Source organism: Pseudomonas sp. CFBP13528 (assembly GCF_005233615.1).
In the GTDB taxonomy this organism is placed as follows: domain Bacteria; phylum Pseudomonadota; class Gammaproteobacteria; order Pseudomonadales; family Pseudomonadaceae; genus Aquipseudomonas; species Aquipseudomonas fluorescens_AM.
The window spans coordinates 86056-101265 of sequence record NZ_QGAJ01000004.1 but is presented as its reverse complement, the minus strand read 5'-3'; the positions used below and the strand labels follow the sequence as shown (position 1 = coordinate 101265).

Genomic DNA, 15210 nt, shown 5'->3' with positions numbered 1-15210 from the left:
TGGCGGCTCTAGGCCGACAGACGTCTATCATGACAGGCAGAAACCGCTAGTTAGGAGCCATTTGGTGTGGCGTGTAAGAATTTACCGCCTTTAGCTTCAACTGCCGAGCGAACTGCCGCGGCATCTGATGTCGAGCCGATAAATGCAAGTTGCAACTTAGGGAGCATGCTTGATGTGTGACTTAAGGCTGCAATAGCTGAGTTGGCTGCAAAAGAACTATTGGCTCCTGAGATGGCGACACGAACATCAGCTTTGCTTGCAGGGGCGATTATTTGGTGGATGCTTGAAACAATTGGAGAGTCTAAACCTGCACTTCCGATAAGCGCGGATGCCATAGCTCCGGAAATGCCGTTATTCGCTGCGGGAACCCAAACTAAATTGAATTTTTGTTGCTCAAATAAAATTGCCGCAGATTGTGCGGCTTGCTGTGGCGATTGGCTCCCAGTTGTAGCGCATCCTACTAATGCAAATAACAAAATTGTGAATGCCGCGAAAAGTTTCATAATTGCTCCTGGATATTTATTAGGCGACGGCTCTGTCGAGAATCACTGAGTGTATGTTGTATAACTTTCCATCGCCATACATAACCTCTTGATCATCATAAAAGGTGATTTTGTAAGCGCGACAGTGATGGGTACATCATTGCTGATGCATTAGCAGACTGCCCACCGTCTGCTTTGGGCCCAGCCCAGACGTCGCGCCAAGCCTTAGCTGTCGCCTTACTCCTGAGTTATGCGACGACTCATTCAGGCCTGATGGCAAAGGTATTTCGATGTAGCGTTAGTGCGGATTCGCTGGGCCGTTGCTTTCCGTCGTGAGAGGCAGGAATCGGCCAAAAGCAGACATTCGCCCGCATATTTTACGATGCCCTACCGTTCTAATTGGCGTTGCCTCAGAATATCGGTCCACTAGCGGCTGGATGGAACCACCATGCGCATCGTCACAGACTCCCGGCCAAACGAAATCCTCAGGCTTGAGGATCTCCTGGAGGGCTACAACTATACTGTCTGGATAAATACCTACGGGCCTTTTGAGTTGGACCGGACACTTGAAGAGCAACTGGCCCACTCCGTAAGCAAAAACGCCATCGTGAGTAACCAGACTAGCGTGTCTCCAAGCAAAGCACGTCGCGAAGCATTAGAACTACTTTTGCACCCGGGTGATGACGCCTACGGCCCGATAGACCTGGCTGCAAAACGCTCAGAAATCCTAGAGCTGGCCAAGTCCCTGTTTACTTCTGTGAATCTCGACCAAGCCAAAGCCATCACTTCATTCTTGCTTGTTAAGGGCCATCCGGCTAATCCGGTGTACTCGGGTTTTTCCTTCGATATCCAAGCCCATGGAAAGAGATGGATTCTGATGGGCAGCAGCAGTGACTGAGGTGGAGGCCTGGCTTTCAAAGTCCGCTTTGGGTCGATAGCAGCGCTTCATTACAGGCTACTACCGCCCAAAGCGGCCGGTCGGAGAAGGCAGCAGCCCGCCAAAGCCAGACGTTTAGTCTCACGTCTCAATCATTCATAATGCTGCTCCGGAAAGTGCGAAAGTTAATGAATTCATGTTTGATCAATACTTGAAACGATGGGAACTGACCATCGACGGTGATGCTTTCGCCTCGCTGAATGGACATCTACTGCCCGTTCGCCACCACGGCCTACCAGCCATGCTCAAAATTTCGCAAGCGCTGGAAGAGCGGGCAGGCAATCTGCTCATGGCTTGGTGGGACGGTGAAGGAGCAGCTCCAGTGCTGGCACATGACGGTGAGGCCTTACTCATGGAGCGTGCGAACGGCTCGGTCTCCCTGGCGCACATGGTGAGCTGCGGCCAGGACGACGAGGCTACTCGTATTATCTGTGCGGTGGTCCGCCGCCTCCACATACCAAGTACAAAACCGCTGCCTGCTTTGGTCCCCCTGGTTAACCGGTTCGAAGCCTTATGGAGCGCAGCGGCAACGCACAGAGGAGTCTTTGAACAGTGTGCAGAAACCGCCCGCCAACTTTTAGGTGCACCTCGCGAAGTTACGGTACTGCATGGCGACATCCATCACGGAAATGTCTTGGACTTTGGCGCCAAGGGATGGCTCGCTATCGATCCTAAGGGACTGTACGGTGAGCGCGGCTTCGATTACGCGAATATTTTCTGCAATCCGGATAGCAAAAGCGCTTTGGCTCCAGGGTGTTTCGAGCGCCGTATAGGAGTCGTGGCACACGCCTCCGAAATTGATCGCCACAGGTTGTTGCAGTGGGTGCTCGCATGGGCGGGGTTGTCAGCAGCCTAAATGCTCGAGGACGACATTGAGCCGGATGCCCCCCTTGAGGTGGCGAAGCTTGCAGCGTTGGCGCTCGGTTTGTGAGTTTTACGGTAGGGCGAGGCCAGAATACTTTTCTGTCAACCTTGGGTTGCGATAGCTAATGGTCTCGATAGACTACTTTTGGCCGTTTTCTGCCCATCGCTAGAGGCAGAAAACGACCCATAGCGGCCGTTCAGCACTTACTGAAATCAAGGGGCTATTGCCTGTCGCTGTTATGCAATCTGCTGGTAAACGAATTTGCCGACCGTCGTCAGACTGGCCTAGGTGCACGCCCGTTCACGTCGCGAGCGCACTGCCAGCAAGCGCCGTGGTTCACAAAGTCGTAAACCCCGTACTCCATTTTAATTTACCATTCACAGGCGTTCCGTTCTGGCGCCGCTCAGCCCACGCCTGCACTCCGAATTTCCAATGGAAGGATCCCGCTTCATGTCCAATACTTTGTTCCGCACACTCGCCTTGTCCAGCCTGTTAGTGCTCGCCAGCTGTACCACTGCAACGCCAAGCGTATCGATCCCTGTCACGTCCAAGGCCATCGAAGCCTTCGTAGACATCTGTCTGAAGACCGCCCCCTCATTCGCCGGCTCTGCTGAAGCGGCCAAGCGGTTCGGCATCAACGACCTCCAGGACATGGGCTTCACGCGCATCGGCTTCACCGCAGACAAAAACCTCGCCGTGCAACTTTCCGAAAAGGAATGCGTCGTTACCACTCCGAAGCAACCCGACGACAGTCTGACCCGCCAACTGCTGAGCGCCGCGCAGACTTACTCGCAAACGCCGGTTGCAGATCGTGTGCCATCGAAGGTGCGTATCCAGGACAACAACTTTATTCTTCAGCATGATCGCAACGGCGGTGAAGCATATGTGCTACTGCGGAACAAGTAATTAGCACTTTTACCCCGCGTACGAAAAGGCCCGAAAAGTGGGCTTTTCTTGTGTCGGCCATTTAACATGAGTGCCGATCTATCTACCTGCCGCACGAGGCCGCAATCGACCTAAAACTGGCATCAGACGATGGATGCTCTTGGCCTTCTCGCAAAATTGAGGCAAGCAACAGATGACGGAATCGCTTTGCGTTGTATTCATTCCGACGCTTTCGGTGGCTTTGCAACGCGCCGAAACGAACAAAGGAAAACAGGGGGCTGACCACTATTATTAATCGTGGTCTGACCCCGTTTTTTCTGGGTGATTTTCCAGCGTTTAATTCAAAAGATTGAATACTCGCTGGGCCGTTGTAGGCTACAGACAACGACTCGGCGATTTGCTTTTTTTGATCGGTTTGATGGATTTTCCAGGCCCACCCCACCCTCTAGGTTTTCGCCGCTTGGGGAGCCTGATATGGCTTTCCCCTTTAATATTAAAATCAATAAAGGTGTATGTATGGAAGCTAATAATCAGCCAGCTGATGACTCAGAAAATAATCAGCAATCGCTGGATGGTGCATATGGACCGTGGGGGATATTGATTGCAATTGTAGTTCTGCTTTTTTTAGCCATTCAGGATGTGCTATTTTTCCAGATTTATTCATTATCTAAAAATGGCAGTGCAATTTTCTTTTCAGCAGTTATGATGAACTGTTTAGGCGGCGTTCTTTTACTATTCCCCTATCTGTCAAATAAAATTGGTTTCAGCGAGGAAAGCTGGCTTGTTAGTTTCTTGGCTTTGCCAGCTGCTGATGCAAAAATTAATTTTCCGGCCATTTCAAATTTCTTGGGAGAACAGGCACTTGGCGGGTTTCTAGGAACCGTTTTGTTTTTATCCACAAAACAAATAGCAAGCAGTCTTGGACCAGTGGCTGCTGGCTTTTTTTGCTTCGCGATAGCTCTACCGTCAATACTTATTGCCACTATCTCATATTTCAGGTTTGTATTGCTGTTCGCTAGATTTAGCTGGAAGTCCTATGGGATTGCTTCCTTTATATCGTTCGCCATTATGTCCGGCTTTTATTGGGCTGGAGTTAAATCAGTATCGTAAGGGAAATCAGGGTCAGACCACATTAAACCATCTTCGCCGAATCGTTGTACATCACGTACAACGGCTCGGCGATTTGCTTTTAATGATGGGATCGAATGACACAAGTGCGGCAGCTTTCGGCCGAATGCGGTCAATCGACAGACCAGAACAACTCCAGCCTTGAAGAGAAAAACAGAAAACAGGGGTCAGACCACTATTATTAATCGTGGTCTGACCCCGTTTTCACGCGTCGAGACTGGGGAATGGGCGTTTTATTATGATTTTTACTGAGACTAGGGGAAGCGCAAGCACCTGTCTGCGAGCCCGCATGAAGGAGAGCCAATGTCTACAAATGCGGCTGCGTTCTTCCAAAAACAGACTTAAACAATTTGTCTGTAAACCATGAGCGCCTTAGCATCCATGCAAATAACGGATCGTTGAAAGGCCCCTCATGCACCTTCATGGACTGAAAGCTCTATTACCGTGGTCACTGCTCGTCATGATGTGTTGCGCCGACGCCGCCACAGTGGCTGCGAGCGACAAAGCGGTAAGCCTCTTCGAAGCGCAACAATACCAGGCGACGATTGAGGAAGCGGACCGCGTGCTTCAAACCGACCCGGCCAACCCCGAGGTCTTGAATATCAAGGCGCTGGCAGTCTCCGCGCTGGGCGATGACCGCACCGCGATCCGCCTGGTTACCCAGGCACTGGAGGCGGCTCAACAGAATGGCCAGGTATCCATCGCACAACAGGCGACCTATTGGAACAACCTCGGTTATTTGCACGAACGACAACGCAATCTGGACATTGCCCTTGGCTACTATGAAAAAGCCTTGAAAATGCGCCTCGCGGTCCTGGGCGCAGATGACCTGCTGATTGCCGATACCTATAACAACATCGGTACCGCGCAGAGCAAACTGGGCCGATATGAAGAGGCCTTCGAAAACCTGCGCAAAAATCTCGCGCTGAGAAAGCGGATAGTGGGAGACCACGACGCTTCGGTCGCCGTGTCACTGAACAACCTGGGCAATGCCTATAACCTCCAGGGCAACCACCAGGCCGCGTTGCCGTTTTTTCAGCAGGCACTGGACATCGACATGGCCCTGCACGGCCCCCGGCATCCGACGGTCGCCATCCGCTGGAACAACCTCGGCGACGCCTATCGCGGCCTGGGTCAGTACGACAAAGCTCTGGACTTCCTGACCAAGGCGCTGAACAGTGACCGCGCGACGTTCGGGGAGAACCACCCCAAAGTAATTTTGCGCTACTTCAACCTTGCACGGGTCTACGAGGCTGAAGGCGCCACCGCCAAGGCGCGCGAGGCCTATACAAAAGCGCTCCAGATACTCAGGCAGGTCGACCCCGAAGACGTTGCGCAAATCCGCTACTTCGAGGAAAAACTGCGAACGCTGGAAGGCTAGTGAAAATCGAGTCGACCCGATTTGATTAATGCCGGTCTGACCCTGATTTTCAGAAATGTGATCGCTTATCTCCGAGCAGGCACGAAGGAAAACCAATGTCCGCCGAAATCGAAAAATACCTGCAGATCAACGCCGAGATCGAACGATCCTACAAACAAGCGCTGCGCAACAAACGCCAGCAAACTCGAGCAGGCAAGGATGCTCGGCTCGACACAGCCTACTTCAGGTTCGCCCTGGTCGGGCCGTCGGTTCTGGCCATACCGCTGACCATTATTGGCAAATGGGCTCAAGCCTACTGGCTGTACAACGTGAGTGCGGGACTGATCGCAGTATCTTACCTGGCGATGTTTTTCTACCCTCTGCTGGGGGTGTTGCTCTACCGCCACTCGCTGAAAAAAGCGATCACTGCGCCCTTCGCCAATTTGCTGGAATTGAACGTCAAAACCCTGATGCAGGTAGAGGCTCGCTATTTACCGGACCTGGCAGCCCTCTCGCGCGAGACGTTGAAGCTGGGTGCGCTGGAACTTAAAAGCGAGCGCGACAGCCTGGAAAAACGCACGCATATGGTGACGGGCGCGCTGGAGAAGGTCGGCATTCTCCCGGGCTTATTGGCGCTCATCGTCGCCCTTTCAAGTCTGGACGATATGCTGGTCAGGGTCGGCATTGCCGAGCGTACGGAGTGGTTATTGGCGATAGCGGCGACCAATACCTTTTTCTTCGTAATGTGCTGCTACGTGCAATTCATGATTGTGCGCTACGAGCGCATGATCGCCCTCACCGAGCTGGCCGTGGACTGCAAGGACCGGCAGACAACGTGAGCGTTGCCTTGAGTGGGGGCCCTGATGGCGGAAAAAACCGGCATCAGGACCGGCGTACCTTCAGCCCTTCAACTCGCCGGCACGATTGCTCGCCGCATCATCGTAGGCCACGTACAACGCCTCGGCGATCTGGCTTTTGATGGCCTTGGTGGATTCCAGGCCCAGCACGAACCCTTCGGCCTTGCCGCCTGCGCGGTTGAGTTCTTCGTGGGTGGCAGCGCCAGTGATGGCGTCAAGGAGTTTGGCCGCGTGCGGGCCTACGCCTTTGGGCAGGGAGATTTGGTCGATGGACATGGCGGTACCTTTAAGAATGAGGTCGGTAGCGCGTGTAACCACTGCCGGGGCGAGCATGGTAAACCGGCTGGCGAAGAAAGGGGCCGCTTTCGGCCCTTCAAATGCGCCAGCGCAGCGTCACGGCTGGCAATCGCTTCGCAGCTGCTCAAGCATTATCCCTGCCGCGGGACTTCCATTTGGAGCATCAACTTCTTTTTCAAGCAGGTACATGTTGATGCCTTCCCTGACCAACTTATCGACAACCCCGGAGTATTGCATGGCATTAGCCATAGGGCTGTTCAGATAAAGCGCATGGTATTTGAACTGATCTCGTATAGTTTCACACCACCCACGCTGTGCCCTTAAGTCGTCAACCTCAAGAACCTCCTCCGCCGAAAAAATCAGATAAGCGACATAGTTTTCGTACTGCTCAAGGTCTGCGCCGGCCTTGAAGCTATTGAATTGAGGGTCATTGAACGGATAAGAGGCGGCCGAAAACTTCGGATGGGATAACGCCGTACTTAAGTACTCCCTGTATATGGACTTGGCAGCAGCGACCCTTGATTCATTCAGTTGATTATAGGCAACGCCTGCGGCCGCCACCGCAACCAGAAAAGTTAACAGCGATGAAATGTCTGATACATCGGTGTATTTACCCAAGCGCAGTTTACGCACCACAAAAACACCGAAAACCACAGCCGCTATGCAAATTGCAATTACCATGACACGCCTTAAATGAGGTTTGGAAAGTGTAAAAACCTGGTACCGCAATCGTGACGATCTCAGTCCTGAAGACTCCCCCCACGCCGCGCAAACATCGCCCTCTCCGTCTCCTCCGTCGCCCGCTCGCCCTTGTACGCCAACTGAGTGATAAGAAACCGATCCTTGGCGCCCTTAATGTCCGAAGGGTCATGGGTTCTGAGCAACGGCGCCAGGTCGATGGATGTGGCGAAGTTTTCGTTGGTCACGCTGTAGTAGCCCATGATACTGCCGGACCAGGGCGAGCTGGCGTCCGTCATGTCGATGGTGGCGTTGCGGTAGGCCACGGCGGCCGTTTTCAGCTCGGCGGCGCCGTTGAGCAGATCGGTGAGGCGCTGGATATTCGCTTCGCTTAGCTGACCGGCCTTGTCGAGTACTTTCAGGCGGCCATCGGCTTCGACGGTAAAGCCATAATCGGTTGCGGCCAGGTCGGGCGCGGTGCTGGCCAAGGCTGATTCGAACGTGGTGAAGGCGCTTTTCAGCACCGCTTGTGCACCATTGAAACGCTCGGCATAGCGAGGAAACTCAGGTGATTCGGAGCGGCCGACCCAGGTGTCGATGACCTGCACGGGTCCGCGCAGGGCCAGGGCGGCTTCGCTGGGATGGTAGACGGCCGCCGGGCCGGCGTTTGCCAAGGCCTGGCTCGCAGCCCCGGACGGCGCCTGGGGCGTGAGTGTCTGCTCGGAAGGCGCAAGGCGCGTGTTGGCTGGGGCTATAGGGGCAGCGCTGACGGAGAGTGACATTTCAATCGGTCCATGATTGGCGGGTTCATGGAGGTTATCGACGCAGAGGGCTCGATCTTTAGCCCGCTCGGGCGCGCAAGCCTTACTCCTGCACGCTGCGCATCAGCGTGCCGAACAGGTCCCCGCGCGGCATCTTGTCCAGGGGGATGTCGGCCTCCTCGAACCACGTCTGCCCGGCTTCCGGATGGGGACCGCTGAGCACCACCACGCCCTTTTTGTAGGTGTAACGTGCGGCCGCCACATCGCCGTTGTGGTAAGTCGCCAGGGTGGTATACGCGGAGGTCGCGGTGGCTTTGGGGAAGTACGGGCCATCCTGGTAGAACACCGTATCCGGCTTGCCGTCCCAGGTGACGCGCACGGCGGCGTCTTCGATGCCGCTCACTTCAAAGCCTGGCCGGCCTGCTTCGCTGTCGAGGTCCTGGGTAATCAAGCCGAGGTTGTTGTCATCGGCCAGGTAGGCGCCCATGCACAACCCCAGGTAGCGCCCGCCCCCGGCGACGTAATCGCGGATGGCATCGGCGCGTGCGTCGCCCAGGCTGTCCAGCGCAGCCGGGATGTCCTGGCCGCCTCCCGGTTGAACGTAGAGGTCGTAGCGCGCGAGGGTTTGCGGGGTGATGTCGACCGGTTCACCGGCGCCGACAAAATCGATCTGGTAATGCGGGTCCAGGCGCAGCAGCGCCGCTTTGACGTTTTGCGAACAATCGGCACAGCCTGCCGGGCCCCGGTAGATTGCCACATGGGTGATCGGTGTGGCGGCGTGCGCCTGGGCGGCAGCGAGAACGAGAAGCGTGGCAGCGATAGCGTGCAGGTTCATGCGGGTGCGCTCTGTAGCAGATGGGATTCGCGTACCACAGCCTAAATCGAATAGCCCGCGAAAACCGTTAACAGTTGTAAGCAACCGTCGCTTGAATGCCTCTCACTCAGCCGCCTGCGACAATGGCCGCGCCACCTGTTCCAGGGCCTTGCGTTCAGCCGCCACGCCCCAAATTGCCTGCACCACCGCGGCGATGAGCATCAGCGCCGCACCAATCAGGTAGCCAATCAACAGACTGCCGCGCTGTTGCGTCTGGATCAGCTCGCCAAACAGCGTCGGCCCGATGATCCCGCCCAGCCCCGTGCCGAATGCGTAGAACACCGCAATCGCCAGCGCGCGTATCTCCAGGGGAAAGGTCTCTGCCACGGTCAGGTACGCCGAACTCGCCGCTGCCGAGGCGAAGAAGAAAATCACCATCCACGCGATGGCTTGCTGGGTCACGTCGAACCAGCCTTGCTGGAAGGCATAGCCACTGAGCGCCAGCAACACCCCGGAGGTGGCGTAGGTAAAGCTGATCATCACGCGTCGACCGATCACGTCGAACAGCCGCCCGAGCAGCAGCGGCCCGCAGAAGTTGCCAAGGGCGAGGGGCAGCACGTACCAGCCGACGCGCTCGGCGGGTACCTGGTAGAAGTCGGTGAGCACCAGCGCGTAGGTGAAAAAGATCGCGTTGTAGAAGAATGCCTGGGCGGTGAGCAGGGTCATGCCGACCAGGGCGCGACGACGATAGCTGACGAACAGGGTGTGGAAGATTTCCGCCAAGGGCGTGTGGTCGCGGGCGTGCAGACGCAGCGGCGGGCTGGTGGCGGGGGCAAGCGCATGGCCCTGTTCGCGCAGGCGCGCCTCGATGCCGTCGACGATGCGTTGTGCTTCGGCGTGGCGGCCGTGGATCAGCAACCAGCGCGGGCTTTCCGGCAGCCACAGGCGCATCACCAGAATAACCAGGCCCAACGCGGCACCGATGCCGAAGCACAGGCGCCAGCCGAGGTCGCCGCCGACGATCTGCGGGTCAAGGAGCACAATGGCACCGCCGGCACCGAGGGCGGCGCCCAGCCAGAAGGTGCCATTGATGGTCAGGTCGACCCAGCCGCGATAACGCGCCGGGGTGAATTCCTGGATGGTCGAGTTGATGGCCGTGTATTCCCCGCCGATGCCCATGCCGGTGAGGAAACGAAACAGCAGAAAGCTTTCCAGGTTGAAGGAAAACGCCGTGGCCGCGGTGGCGCCCACATAGAGCCACAGCGTGATAAAGAACAGTCTGCGTCGCCCCAGACGGTCGGTCAGCCAACCGAACAGCAGCGCGCCCAGCACCGCGCCGGCGATGTAGACGCCCCCGGCAAGGCCGATGTCGACGTTGCTGAAATTCAGGCCGGTGCTGCTTTTCAGCGCGCCGGACACCGAACCGGCCAGGGTCACTTCCAGGCCGTCGAGCAGCCAGGTAATGCCCAGGGCGAACACCAGCAAGCTGTGGAAGCGGCCCCAGGGCAGCCGATCCAGGCGTGCGGGCAGGTCGGTTTCGAACAGCGCGCCAGGGGTATTTGAGTGGGGTGGGGTCATTGTCACATCCGTTATGTGAACTGCCTTGTCAGTTATGAGTGAGTCTTTTGAGAGGGAGTTCAACGTGGTTGCGCTGAACGAAGGGGCGGATGGCGCAGTCGCACTATCAAGCCCCGGCAAGGAACCCACTGATGCCTCTGAACCCTGCTGCTTTCACGATGCTGTTGAGCCTGGCCGCCGGTACGGCGCTCGCTTCCCAGGAACCCCTGCGCCTGGAACAGCTGAAACGCTGCGGTGACCTGCTGGAGAACGCACAGCAGGACTGGTGCCTGCGCGTGCGTGGCCTGGGCGCCGCCCCTGCGCAATTGAAACTGGGCGGCCAGGTTTTGCCGCAAGACGCCGTGCAGCGCGACGGCGACCAACTGCGCCTGCGCCTCGATAGCCGCCGCTACCAGAGCGGCCCACTGTGGCTTGAAGACGGCCCGCGCACCAGCAACGCCGCCTGGCTGAGCCTGCGCAACAGCCAGGTGGTGGCCGCCGGGCCCAGCGAAGTGGCGAAGAACATGGACGGCCTGACCACCTATGTCGATCTGGTCAGCGTGCTGATCGAAGAAGACCAGGAGGGACGCCAGGAAGCCGAGCGCCTGGCGCGCAAATACGGCGCGACGGTGGTCGGCAGTATCGCGCCGCTGAACATTTTTCAGCTGCGTCTGCCGGCCACCGACCTGATACAGCGCGACGCCCTGGTGCTGCGCCTGGGCAGCGAGACCAGCGTCGATGCGGTGGTCATCGAAGAGTCGGCCGCCGAAGAGGCCGAGCAAGCCGCCCCTCGTCGTGAAGCGCCGAAGAAGCCGTCGCCCGACTCCGACGAATGGGCCGCCAACCGCTTTCTCGATGCCGTGGCGTATTACCAGCGGCGCATTCCGGGCCAGCATACGCCCATCGTCGCGCAACCGGTGCGCATTGGGGTGATCGAGCGCGGCGTGGATTTCGACACAGCCGATTTCGCAGACTACCTGGGCGCCTGCGCGCCCCGGCGCACCTGCGTCTACGCCGGCGATACGGGTACAGCGGACAGCCATGGCACCACCGTCGCCGGCATCCTTGCGGCAGGCTGGAACAACGGTGGCAACACCGGCTTTTTGCGTGGCCTGGACAAGGCCGGTGGGGGCTTCGATGTGATTGTCGAGCGCAACTCCGATGCCGGAATTACCGCAAACATCGCCGCGTCGGTCAACCTCGTGGAGGACGGCGTACGCGTGCTCAACTGGAGCTGGGGCATTCATCGCGTCGGCACCAAGGACGTCAACGGCCATGACGTCGACTCGCTGGTGCGCTCGGGGATAGCCATGAGCGGCTACGAAGAACTGCTCGAAGAGTTTTTCCTGTGGCTGCGCAAGGAACACCCCGACGTGATCGTGGTGAACTCCGCCGGTAACGGTTCGGCCTTCTCGGGCAGCGACGAGTACCGCCTGCCCTCCTCGTTCATCACCGAGCAATTGCTGGTGGTGGGTGGGCATCAGCGTAACGAGCGCGATGGCGTCGCCGTCGATGATCCGGCCTACGCCGTCACGCGCAGCTCCTCGAACGTGGACATGCGCGTCGACATCACCGCCGCCGCCTGTGCCCACGCGTCCACGCCGGGCGCCGACCAGGAAGGCGCCGTGCATTGCGGCACCTCCTACGCCACGCCGATGGTCGCGGGCCTGCTGGCGGCGATGCTGTCGATCAACCCGCAACTGCAGCCCGAACAACTGCGCACGCTGTTACGCCGCAGCGCCCTGGCGATCGGCGATAATCACGACTTCGAACGCAGCGACGCCCAGGACCTCACGGCACCGATCCTGCCGTCGGAGCGCAATTACCAGCTCAATGACAAGGATGTCGGACGCTCGGCGCGGCTGGATATGCAAAAGGCGCTGGACCTGGCGGTGCAGAGTCGTACGCGGGTGCGGTAATGGCGGGCCGAGGGCGGCGGCAACGTCATAGTTTCGCCGCCTGGACCAAGGCTAGCGCAGCCGGCACCGCACACGTCAACGCCGCTGAATCTTCACACTGGCGAAGGTGGATTCTTCCCGAGCCTGCTCCAGTATGTTCTTCGGCTTCGCCGGCGCCCCCGGCCTGGCCACCGGGCGCGGCGTAATCGGCAGGCGCAGGCGCATGTCCGAGCGTTCGTCACTGGGTGCCACGCCGAAGAAGTCCCGATAGCACTTGGAGAAGTGCGGCGTGGACACGAAGCCGCAGATCGCCGCAAGCTCGACCATCGATAGAGGCGTCTGCATGAGCAACTGGCGAGCCCGCGTCAGGCGAAGCTTGAGGTAGTAGCGCGACGGCGTGCAGTACAGGTAGCGCTGGAACATGCGCTCCAGCTGGCGCCGCGACACCTGAACGTAGGCGGCGAGTTCATCGAGGTCGATGGGTTCTTCCAGGTTGGCTTCCATCAAGGCCACTACTTCCTGCAGCTTGGGCTGTTGCGTGCCCAGCAGATGCTTGAGCGGCACGCGCTGGGTGTCGCGCTCATTGCGGATGCGCTCATACACGAACATCTGGGAAATCGCCGCCGACAGTTCATGCCCGTGATCGCGGCCGATCAGGTGCAGCATCATGTCCAACGGGGCGGTGCCGCCCGAACTGGTGAAGCGGTTGCCATCGAGGGAGAAGACGCTGGCGCTGACCGTGACACGGGGAAAAGCTTCCTGCATGGAGGCCATCAGTTCCCAATGCACACTGCACTGGAAGCCATCGAGCAGGCCCGCCTTGGCCAGCGCCCAACTGCCGGTGCACACCGCGCCAAGGCGGTTGCAGTACAGACGCGCCTGGCTGCGCAACCAGGTGATGTGGGCGGGTGTGGCGGCCTGTTGGATGCCCACGCCGCCACAGACGATCACGGCATCCAGTTCGCGCTGTTCATGCGCCACCGCATCCGGTGTGACCGACACCCCGTCGCTCGCCCATACCGGCTCACCGTTGAGGCTAAGGGTGCGCCAGCGATAGAGCTCTTCACCGGCCAGTTGATTGGCCATGCGCAAGGGCTCGACCGCACAGGACAGCGATATCAGGGTGAATTGGTCCAGCAGCAAAAAGCCGAGGGTCTTGCAGGCAGGCGCGTCAGCTTCCATCACCGATACTCAGCACTGGTATTCAAGAGGGCTCAACCACAACGGTCTTGGTCGACTGCCCGTGCTGGCGCGCCGTGACCACGCCAATCAAGGAGATCAGCAAGGCCAGGCCAATCGTCGAGGACACTTCCGTGCGGTGCTCCGGCGTCACCATCATCACGGCCAACGCCGCGCAGATGAACACGATCACCAGGTAAGTCAGCCAGGGAAACAGCCACATACGGAACGCCAGCTCGACGTTCTGCCTGAGCAGCAAGCGCCGCATTCTCAGTTGCGAGATGGCGATGACCAGGTACACCAGCAACGCGATGGCGCCTGAACTGGCGAGCAGAAACTGGAACAGGCCGGCGGGCATGAAGTAGCTCAGCAGCGTCACCCCCGCGCCGATGATGGTGCTGGCAATCACCGCCGCCCTGGGCACGCCCGCCACGGAGGTGCGTTTAAGGGCGCGGGGCGCGTCGCCGCGTTTACCCAGGGAGAACAGCATGCGCGAGGAAATGTAGATCGAGGAGTTCATGCAACTGGCAACGGCGATCAACACCACCACGTCGACCATGAATTTGGCGTTGGGGATGTTCATCAGCTCCAGCGCGCGCTGATAGGAACCCACGGACGCCAGCAGCGGATCGTTCCAGGGCACCACGGAAATGACGACCGAGATCGACAACAGGTAGAACACGCCGATGCGCCAGATTACCGAACGCGTGGCCCTGGCGATGTTCTGCGCAGGATTGCTCGATTCGGCCGCGGCGATGGTCACCGCTTCCGTACCGATAAAACTGAACATGATGGTAATGAACGCCCCGACCACCGCCGACAACCCGTTAGGCGCAAAACCGCCGTGCTCCTCCATCAACCGGCTCAAGCCACTGGCTTGGTGATCAGGCACCCAGCCCATCAGCACGCTGAAACCCAGGCCGATAAACCCGATAATGGCGATGACCTTGGCCATCGCGAACCAGAACTCGAACTCACCATACTTGGCCACGCTGAACAGGTTGGTGATCACCAGCAGGATGATCGACAACAAGGCGAACAGCCACGCATCGACCTGAGGAAGCCACTGATTGAGCACGTGACCTGCAGCCAGCGCCTCGATCGGAATCACCAACACCCAGAACCACCAATACAACCAGCCGATGGTGAAGCCCGCCCAACGGCCAATGGCCTGGTCGGCGTAGGTTGAAAAGGAACCGGTGTCGGGACGTGCCACCGCCATTTCCCCAAGCATGCGCATCACCAGCACCACCAGCAGGCCGGAGAACAGATACGCCAGCAACACCGCCGGCCCCGCCGCTGCGATGGCATGGCCGGAACCGACAAATAACCCCGCGCCGATGATGCCTGCGATGGACAACATGGTGACGTGGCGCGGTTTGAAACCCTGCGCCAGCTGACCGTTGGAATCGTTGGAATTGAGGCTATTCATTGTTTTTGTTGTTCTCAGGCGACCAATGCCCCTCACCTTAAGGGCGCTGCGCCGGGCCAAAGTAGCCTGAGCACGCCATC

Annotated in this window: 14 protein-coding genes and 1 pseudogene; 7 read left to right on the top strand and 8 right to left on the bottom strand. The window is 58.3% G+C overall.

Going from position 1 to position 15210, the window contains the following annotated elements; translation table 11 throughout:
• Nucleotides 1-50 precede the first annotated feature (50 nt).
• On the bottom strand, nucleotides 51-503 hold the full coding sequence (locus PspCFBP13528_RS09975) for a hypothetical protein (RefSeq protein WP_137200114.1): 453 nt from the start codon (nucleotides 501-503) through the stop codon (nucleotides 51-53).
• A gap of 427 nt (nucleotides 504-930) precedes the next feature.
• On the opposite strand from PspCFBP13528_RS09975, the gene PspCFBP13528_RS09970 reads away from it, so the two are divergent.
• The 6 genes and pseudogenes from PspCFBP13528_RS09970 to PspCFBP13528_RS09945 all read left to right on the top strand — a co-directional run bounded on the left by PspCFBP13528_RS09970 (nucleotide 931) and on the right by PspCFBP13528_RS09945 (nucleotide 6496).
• On the top strand, nucleotides 931-1380 hold the full coding sequence (locus PspCFBP13528_RS09970; protein ID WP_101220300.1) for a hypothetical protein: 450 nt from the start codon (nucleotides 931-933) through the stop codon (nucleotides 1378-1380).
• 175 nt (nucleotides 1381-1555) lie between these two features.
• Nucleotides 1556-2350, top strand: a pseudogene (locus tag PspCFBP13528_RS09965) (aminoglycoside phosphotransferase family protein).
• Between the two features lie 384 nt (nucleotides 2351-2734).
• Nucleotides 2735-3190, top strand: coding sequence for a hypothetical protein (locus tag PspCFBP13528_RS09960; protein WP_101220302.1), 456 nt, complete (start codon nucleotides 2735-2737; stop codon nucleotides 3188-3190).
• Nucleotides 3191-3643: 453 nt separating this feature from the next.
• Nucleotides 3644-4279, top strand: coding sequence for a hypothetical protein (locus tag PspCFBP13528_RS09955; RefSeq protein ID WP_137200113.1), 636 nt, complete (start codon nucleotides 3644-3646; stop codon nucleotides 4277-4279).
• Between the two features lie 580 nt (nucleotides 4280-4859).
• Nucleotides 4860-5678 carry a tetratricopeptide repeat protein gene (locus PspCFBP13528_RS09950; RefSeq protein WP_241669076.1) on the top strand — a complete coding sequence of 273 codons (819 nt, stop codon included), beginning with the start codon at nucleotides 4860-4862 and terminating at the stop codon, nucleotides 5676-5678.
• A 95-nt stretch (nucleotides 5679-5773) separates the two neighbouring features.
• Nucleotides 5774-6496, top strand: a complete 723-nt coding sequence (locus PspCFBP13528_RS09945; protein ID WP_137200111.1) for a hypothetical protein — start codon at nucleotides 5774-5776, stop codon at nucleotides 6494-6496.
• Nucleotides 6497-6556: 60 nt separating this feature from the next.
• On the opposite strand, the gene PspCFBP13528_RS09940 is transcribed toward PspCFBP13528_RS09945, so the two are convergent.
• From PspCFBP13528_RS09940 to PspCFBP13528_RS09920, 5 genes are all read right to left on the bottom strand, one after another.
• Nucleotides 6557-6790, bottom strand: a complete 234-nt coding sequence (locus tag PspCFBP13528_RS09940) for a hypothetical protein (RefSeq protein ID WP_065952879.1) — start codon at nucleotides 6788-6790, stop codon at nucleotides 6557-6559.
• Nucleotides 6791-6907: 117 nt separating this feature from the next.
• The gene (locus tag PspCFBP13528_RS09935) at nucleotides 6908-7492 is read right to left on the bottom strand and encodes a hypothetical protein (protein ID WP_137200110.1); all 585 of its coding nucleotides are present in this window, start codon (nucleotides 7490-7492) and stop codon (nucleotides 6908-6910) included.
• Between the two features lie 59 nt (nucleotides 7493-7551).
• Nucleotides 7552-8271 carry a hypothetical protein gene (locus PspCFBP13528_RS09930; RefSeq protein WP_137200109.1) on the bottom strand — a complete coding sequence of 240 codons (720 nt, stop codon included), beginning with the start codon at nucleotides 8269-8271 and terminating at the stop codon, nucleotides 7552-7554.
• An 82-nt stretch (nucleotides 8272-8353) separates the two neighbouring features.
• Nucleotides 8354-9085 carry a BPL-N domain-containing protein gene (locus tag PspCFBP13528_RS09925; protein ID WP_137200108.1) on the bottom strand — a complete coding sequence of 244 codons (732 nt, stop codon included), beginning with the start codon at nucleotides 9083-9085 and terminating at the stop codon, nucleotides 8354-8356.
• A gap of 102 nt (nucleotides 9086-9187) precedes the next feature.
• Complete coding sequence (locus tag PspCFBP13528_RS09920) at nucleotides 9188-10642, bottom strand: MFS transporter (protein ID WP_137200107.1); 1455 nt, start codon at nucleotides 10640-10642, stop codon at nucleotides 9188-9190.
• A 131-nt stretch (nucleotides 10643-10773) separates the two neighbouring features.
• Here PspCFBP13528_RS09920 and PspCFBP13528_RS09915 point away from each other — a divergent pair, with 131 nt between their 5' ends.
• A complete protein-coding gene (locus PspCFBP13528_RS09915) occupies nucleotides 10774-12540 on the top strand; it encodes a S8/S53 family peptidase (protein ID WP_137200106.1) in 1767 nt (588 codons plus the stop codon).
• 75 nt (nucleotides 12541-12615) lie between these two features.
• Here the strand turns inward: PspCFBP13528_RS09915 and PspCFBP13528_RS09910 are convergent, their stop codons facing one another.
• Complete coding sequence (locus PspCFBP13528_RS09910) at nucleotides 12616-13701, bottom strand: GlxA family transcriptional regulator (protein ID WP_101220310.1); 1086 nt, start codon at nucleotides 13699-13701, stop codon at nucleotides 12616-12618.
• A 22-nt stretch (nucleotides 13702-13723) separates the two neighbouring features.
• Nucleotides 13724-15130, bottom strand: a complete 1407-nt coding sequence (locus tag PspCFBP13528_RS09905; protein WP_137200105.1) for an amino acid permease — start codon at nucleotides 15128-15130, stop codon at nucleotides 13724-13726.
• Nucleotides 15131-15210 lie beyond the last annotated feature (80 nt).

What these genes read in the sequence shown, in the direction of transcription:
- PspCFBP13528_RS09905 (WP_137200105.1), bottom strand. Translation starts at nt 15,130, where the DNA reads ATGAATAGCCTCAATTCCAACGATTCCAACGGTCAGCTGGCGCAGGGT.
- PspCFBP13528_RS09970 (WP_101220300.1), top strand. Translation starts at nt 931, where the DNA reads ATGCGCATCGTCACAGACTCCCGGCCAAACGAAATCCTCAGGCTTGAG.
- PspCFBP13528_RS09975 (WP_137200114.1), bottom strand. Translation starts at nt 503, where the DNA reads ATGAAACTTTTCGCGGCATTCACAATTTTGTTATTTGCATTAGTAGGA.
- PspCFBP13528_RS09935 (WP_137200110.1), bottom strand. Translation starts at nt 7,492, where the DNA reads ATGGTAATTGCAATTTGCATAGCGGCTGTGGTTTTCGGTGTTTTTGTG.
- PspCFBP13528_RS09925 (WP_137200108.1), bottom strand. Translation starts at nt 9,085, where the DNA reads ATGAACCTGCACGCTATCGCTGCCACGCTTCTCGTTCTCGCTGCCGCC.
- PspCFBP13528_RS09945 (WP_137200111.1), top strand. Translation starts at nt 5,774, where the DNA reads ATGTCCGCCGAAATCGAAAAATACCTGCAGATCAACGCCGAGATCGAA.
- PspCFBP13528_RS09940 (WP_065952879.1), bottom strand. Translation starts at nt 6,790, where the DNA reads ATGTCCATCGACCAAATCTCCCTGCCCAAAGGCGTAGGCCCGCACGCG.
- PspCFBP13528_RS09930 (WP_137200109.1), bottom strand. Translation starts at nt 8,271, where the DNA reads ATGTCACTCTCCGTCAGCGCTGCCCCTATAGCCCCAGCCAACACGCGC.
- PspCFBP13528_RS09915 (WP_137200106.1), top strand. Translation starts at nt 10,774, where the DNA reads ATGCCTCTGAACCCTGCTGCTTTCACGATGCTGTTGAGCCTGGCCGCC.
- PspCFBP13528_RS09955 (WP_137200113.1), top strand. Translation starts at nt 3,644, where the DNA reads ATGGCTTTCCCCTTTAATATTAAAATCAATAAAGGTGTATGTATGGAA.
- PspCFBP13528_RS09960 (WP_101220302.1), top strand. Translation starts at nt 2,735, where the DNA reads ATGTCCAATACTTTGTTCCGCACACTCGCCTTGTCCAGCCTGTTAGTG.
- PspCFBP13528_RS09920 (WP_137200107.1), bottom strand. Translation starts at nt 10,642, where the DNA reads ATGACCCCACCCCACTCAAATACCCCTGGCGCGCTGTTCGAAACCGAC.
- PspCFBP13528_RS09910 (WP_101220310.1), bottom strand. Translation starts at nt 13,701, where the DNA reads ATGGAAGCTGACGCGCCTGCCTGCAAGACCCTCGGCTTTTTGCTGCTG.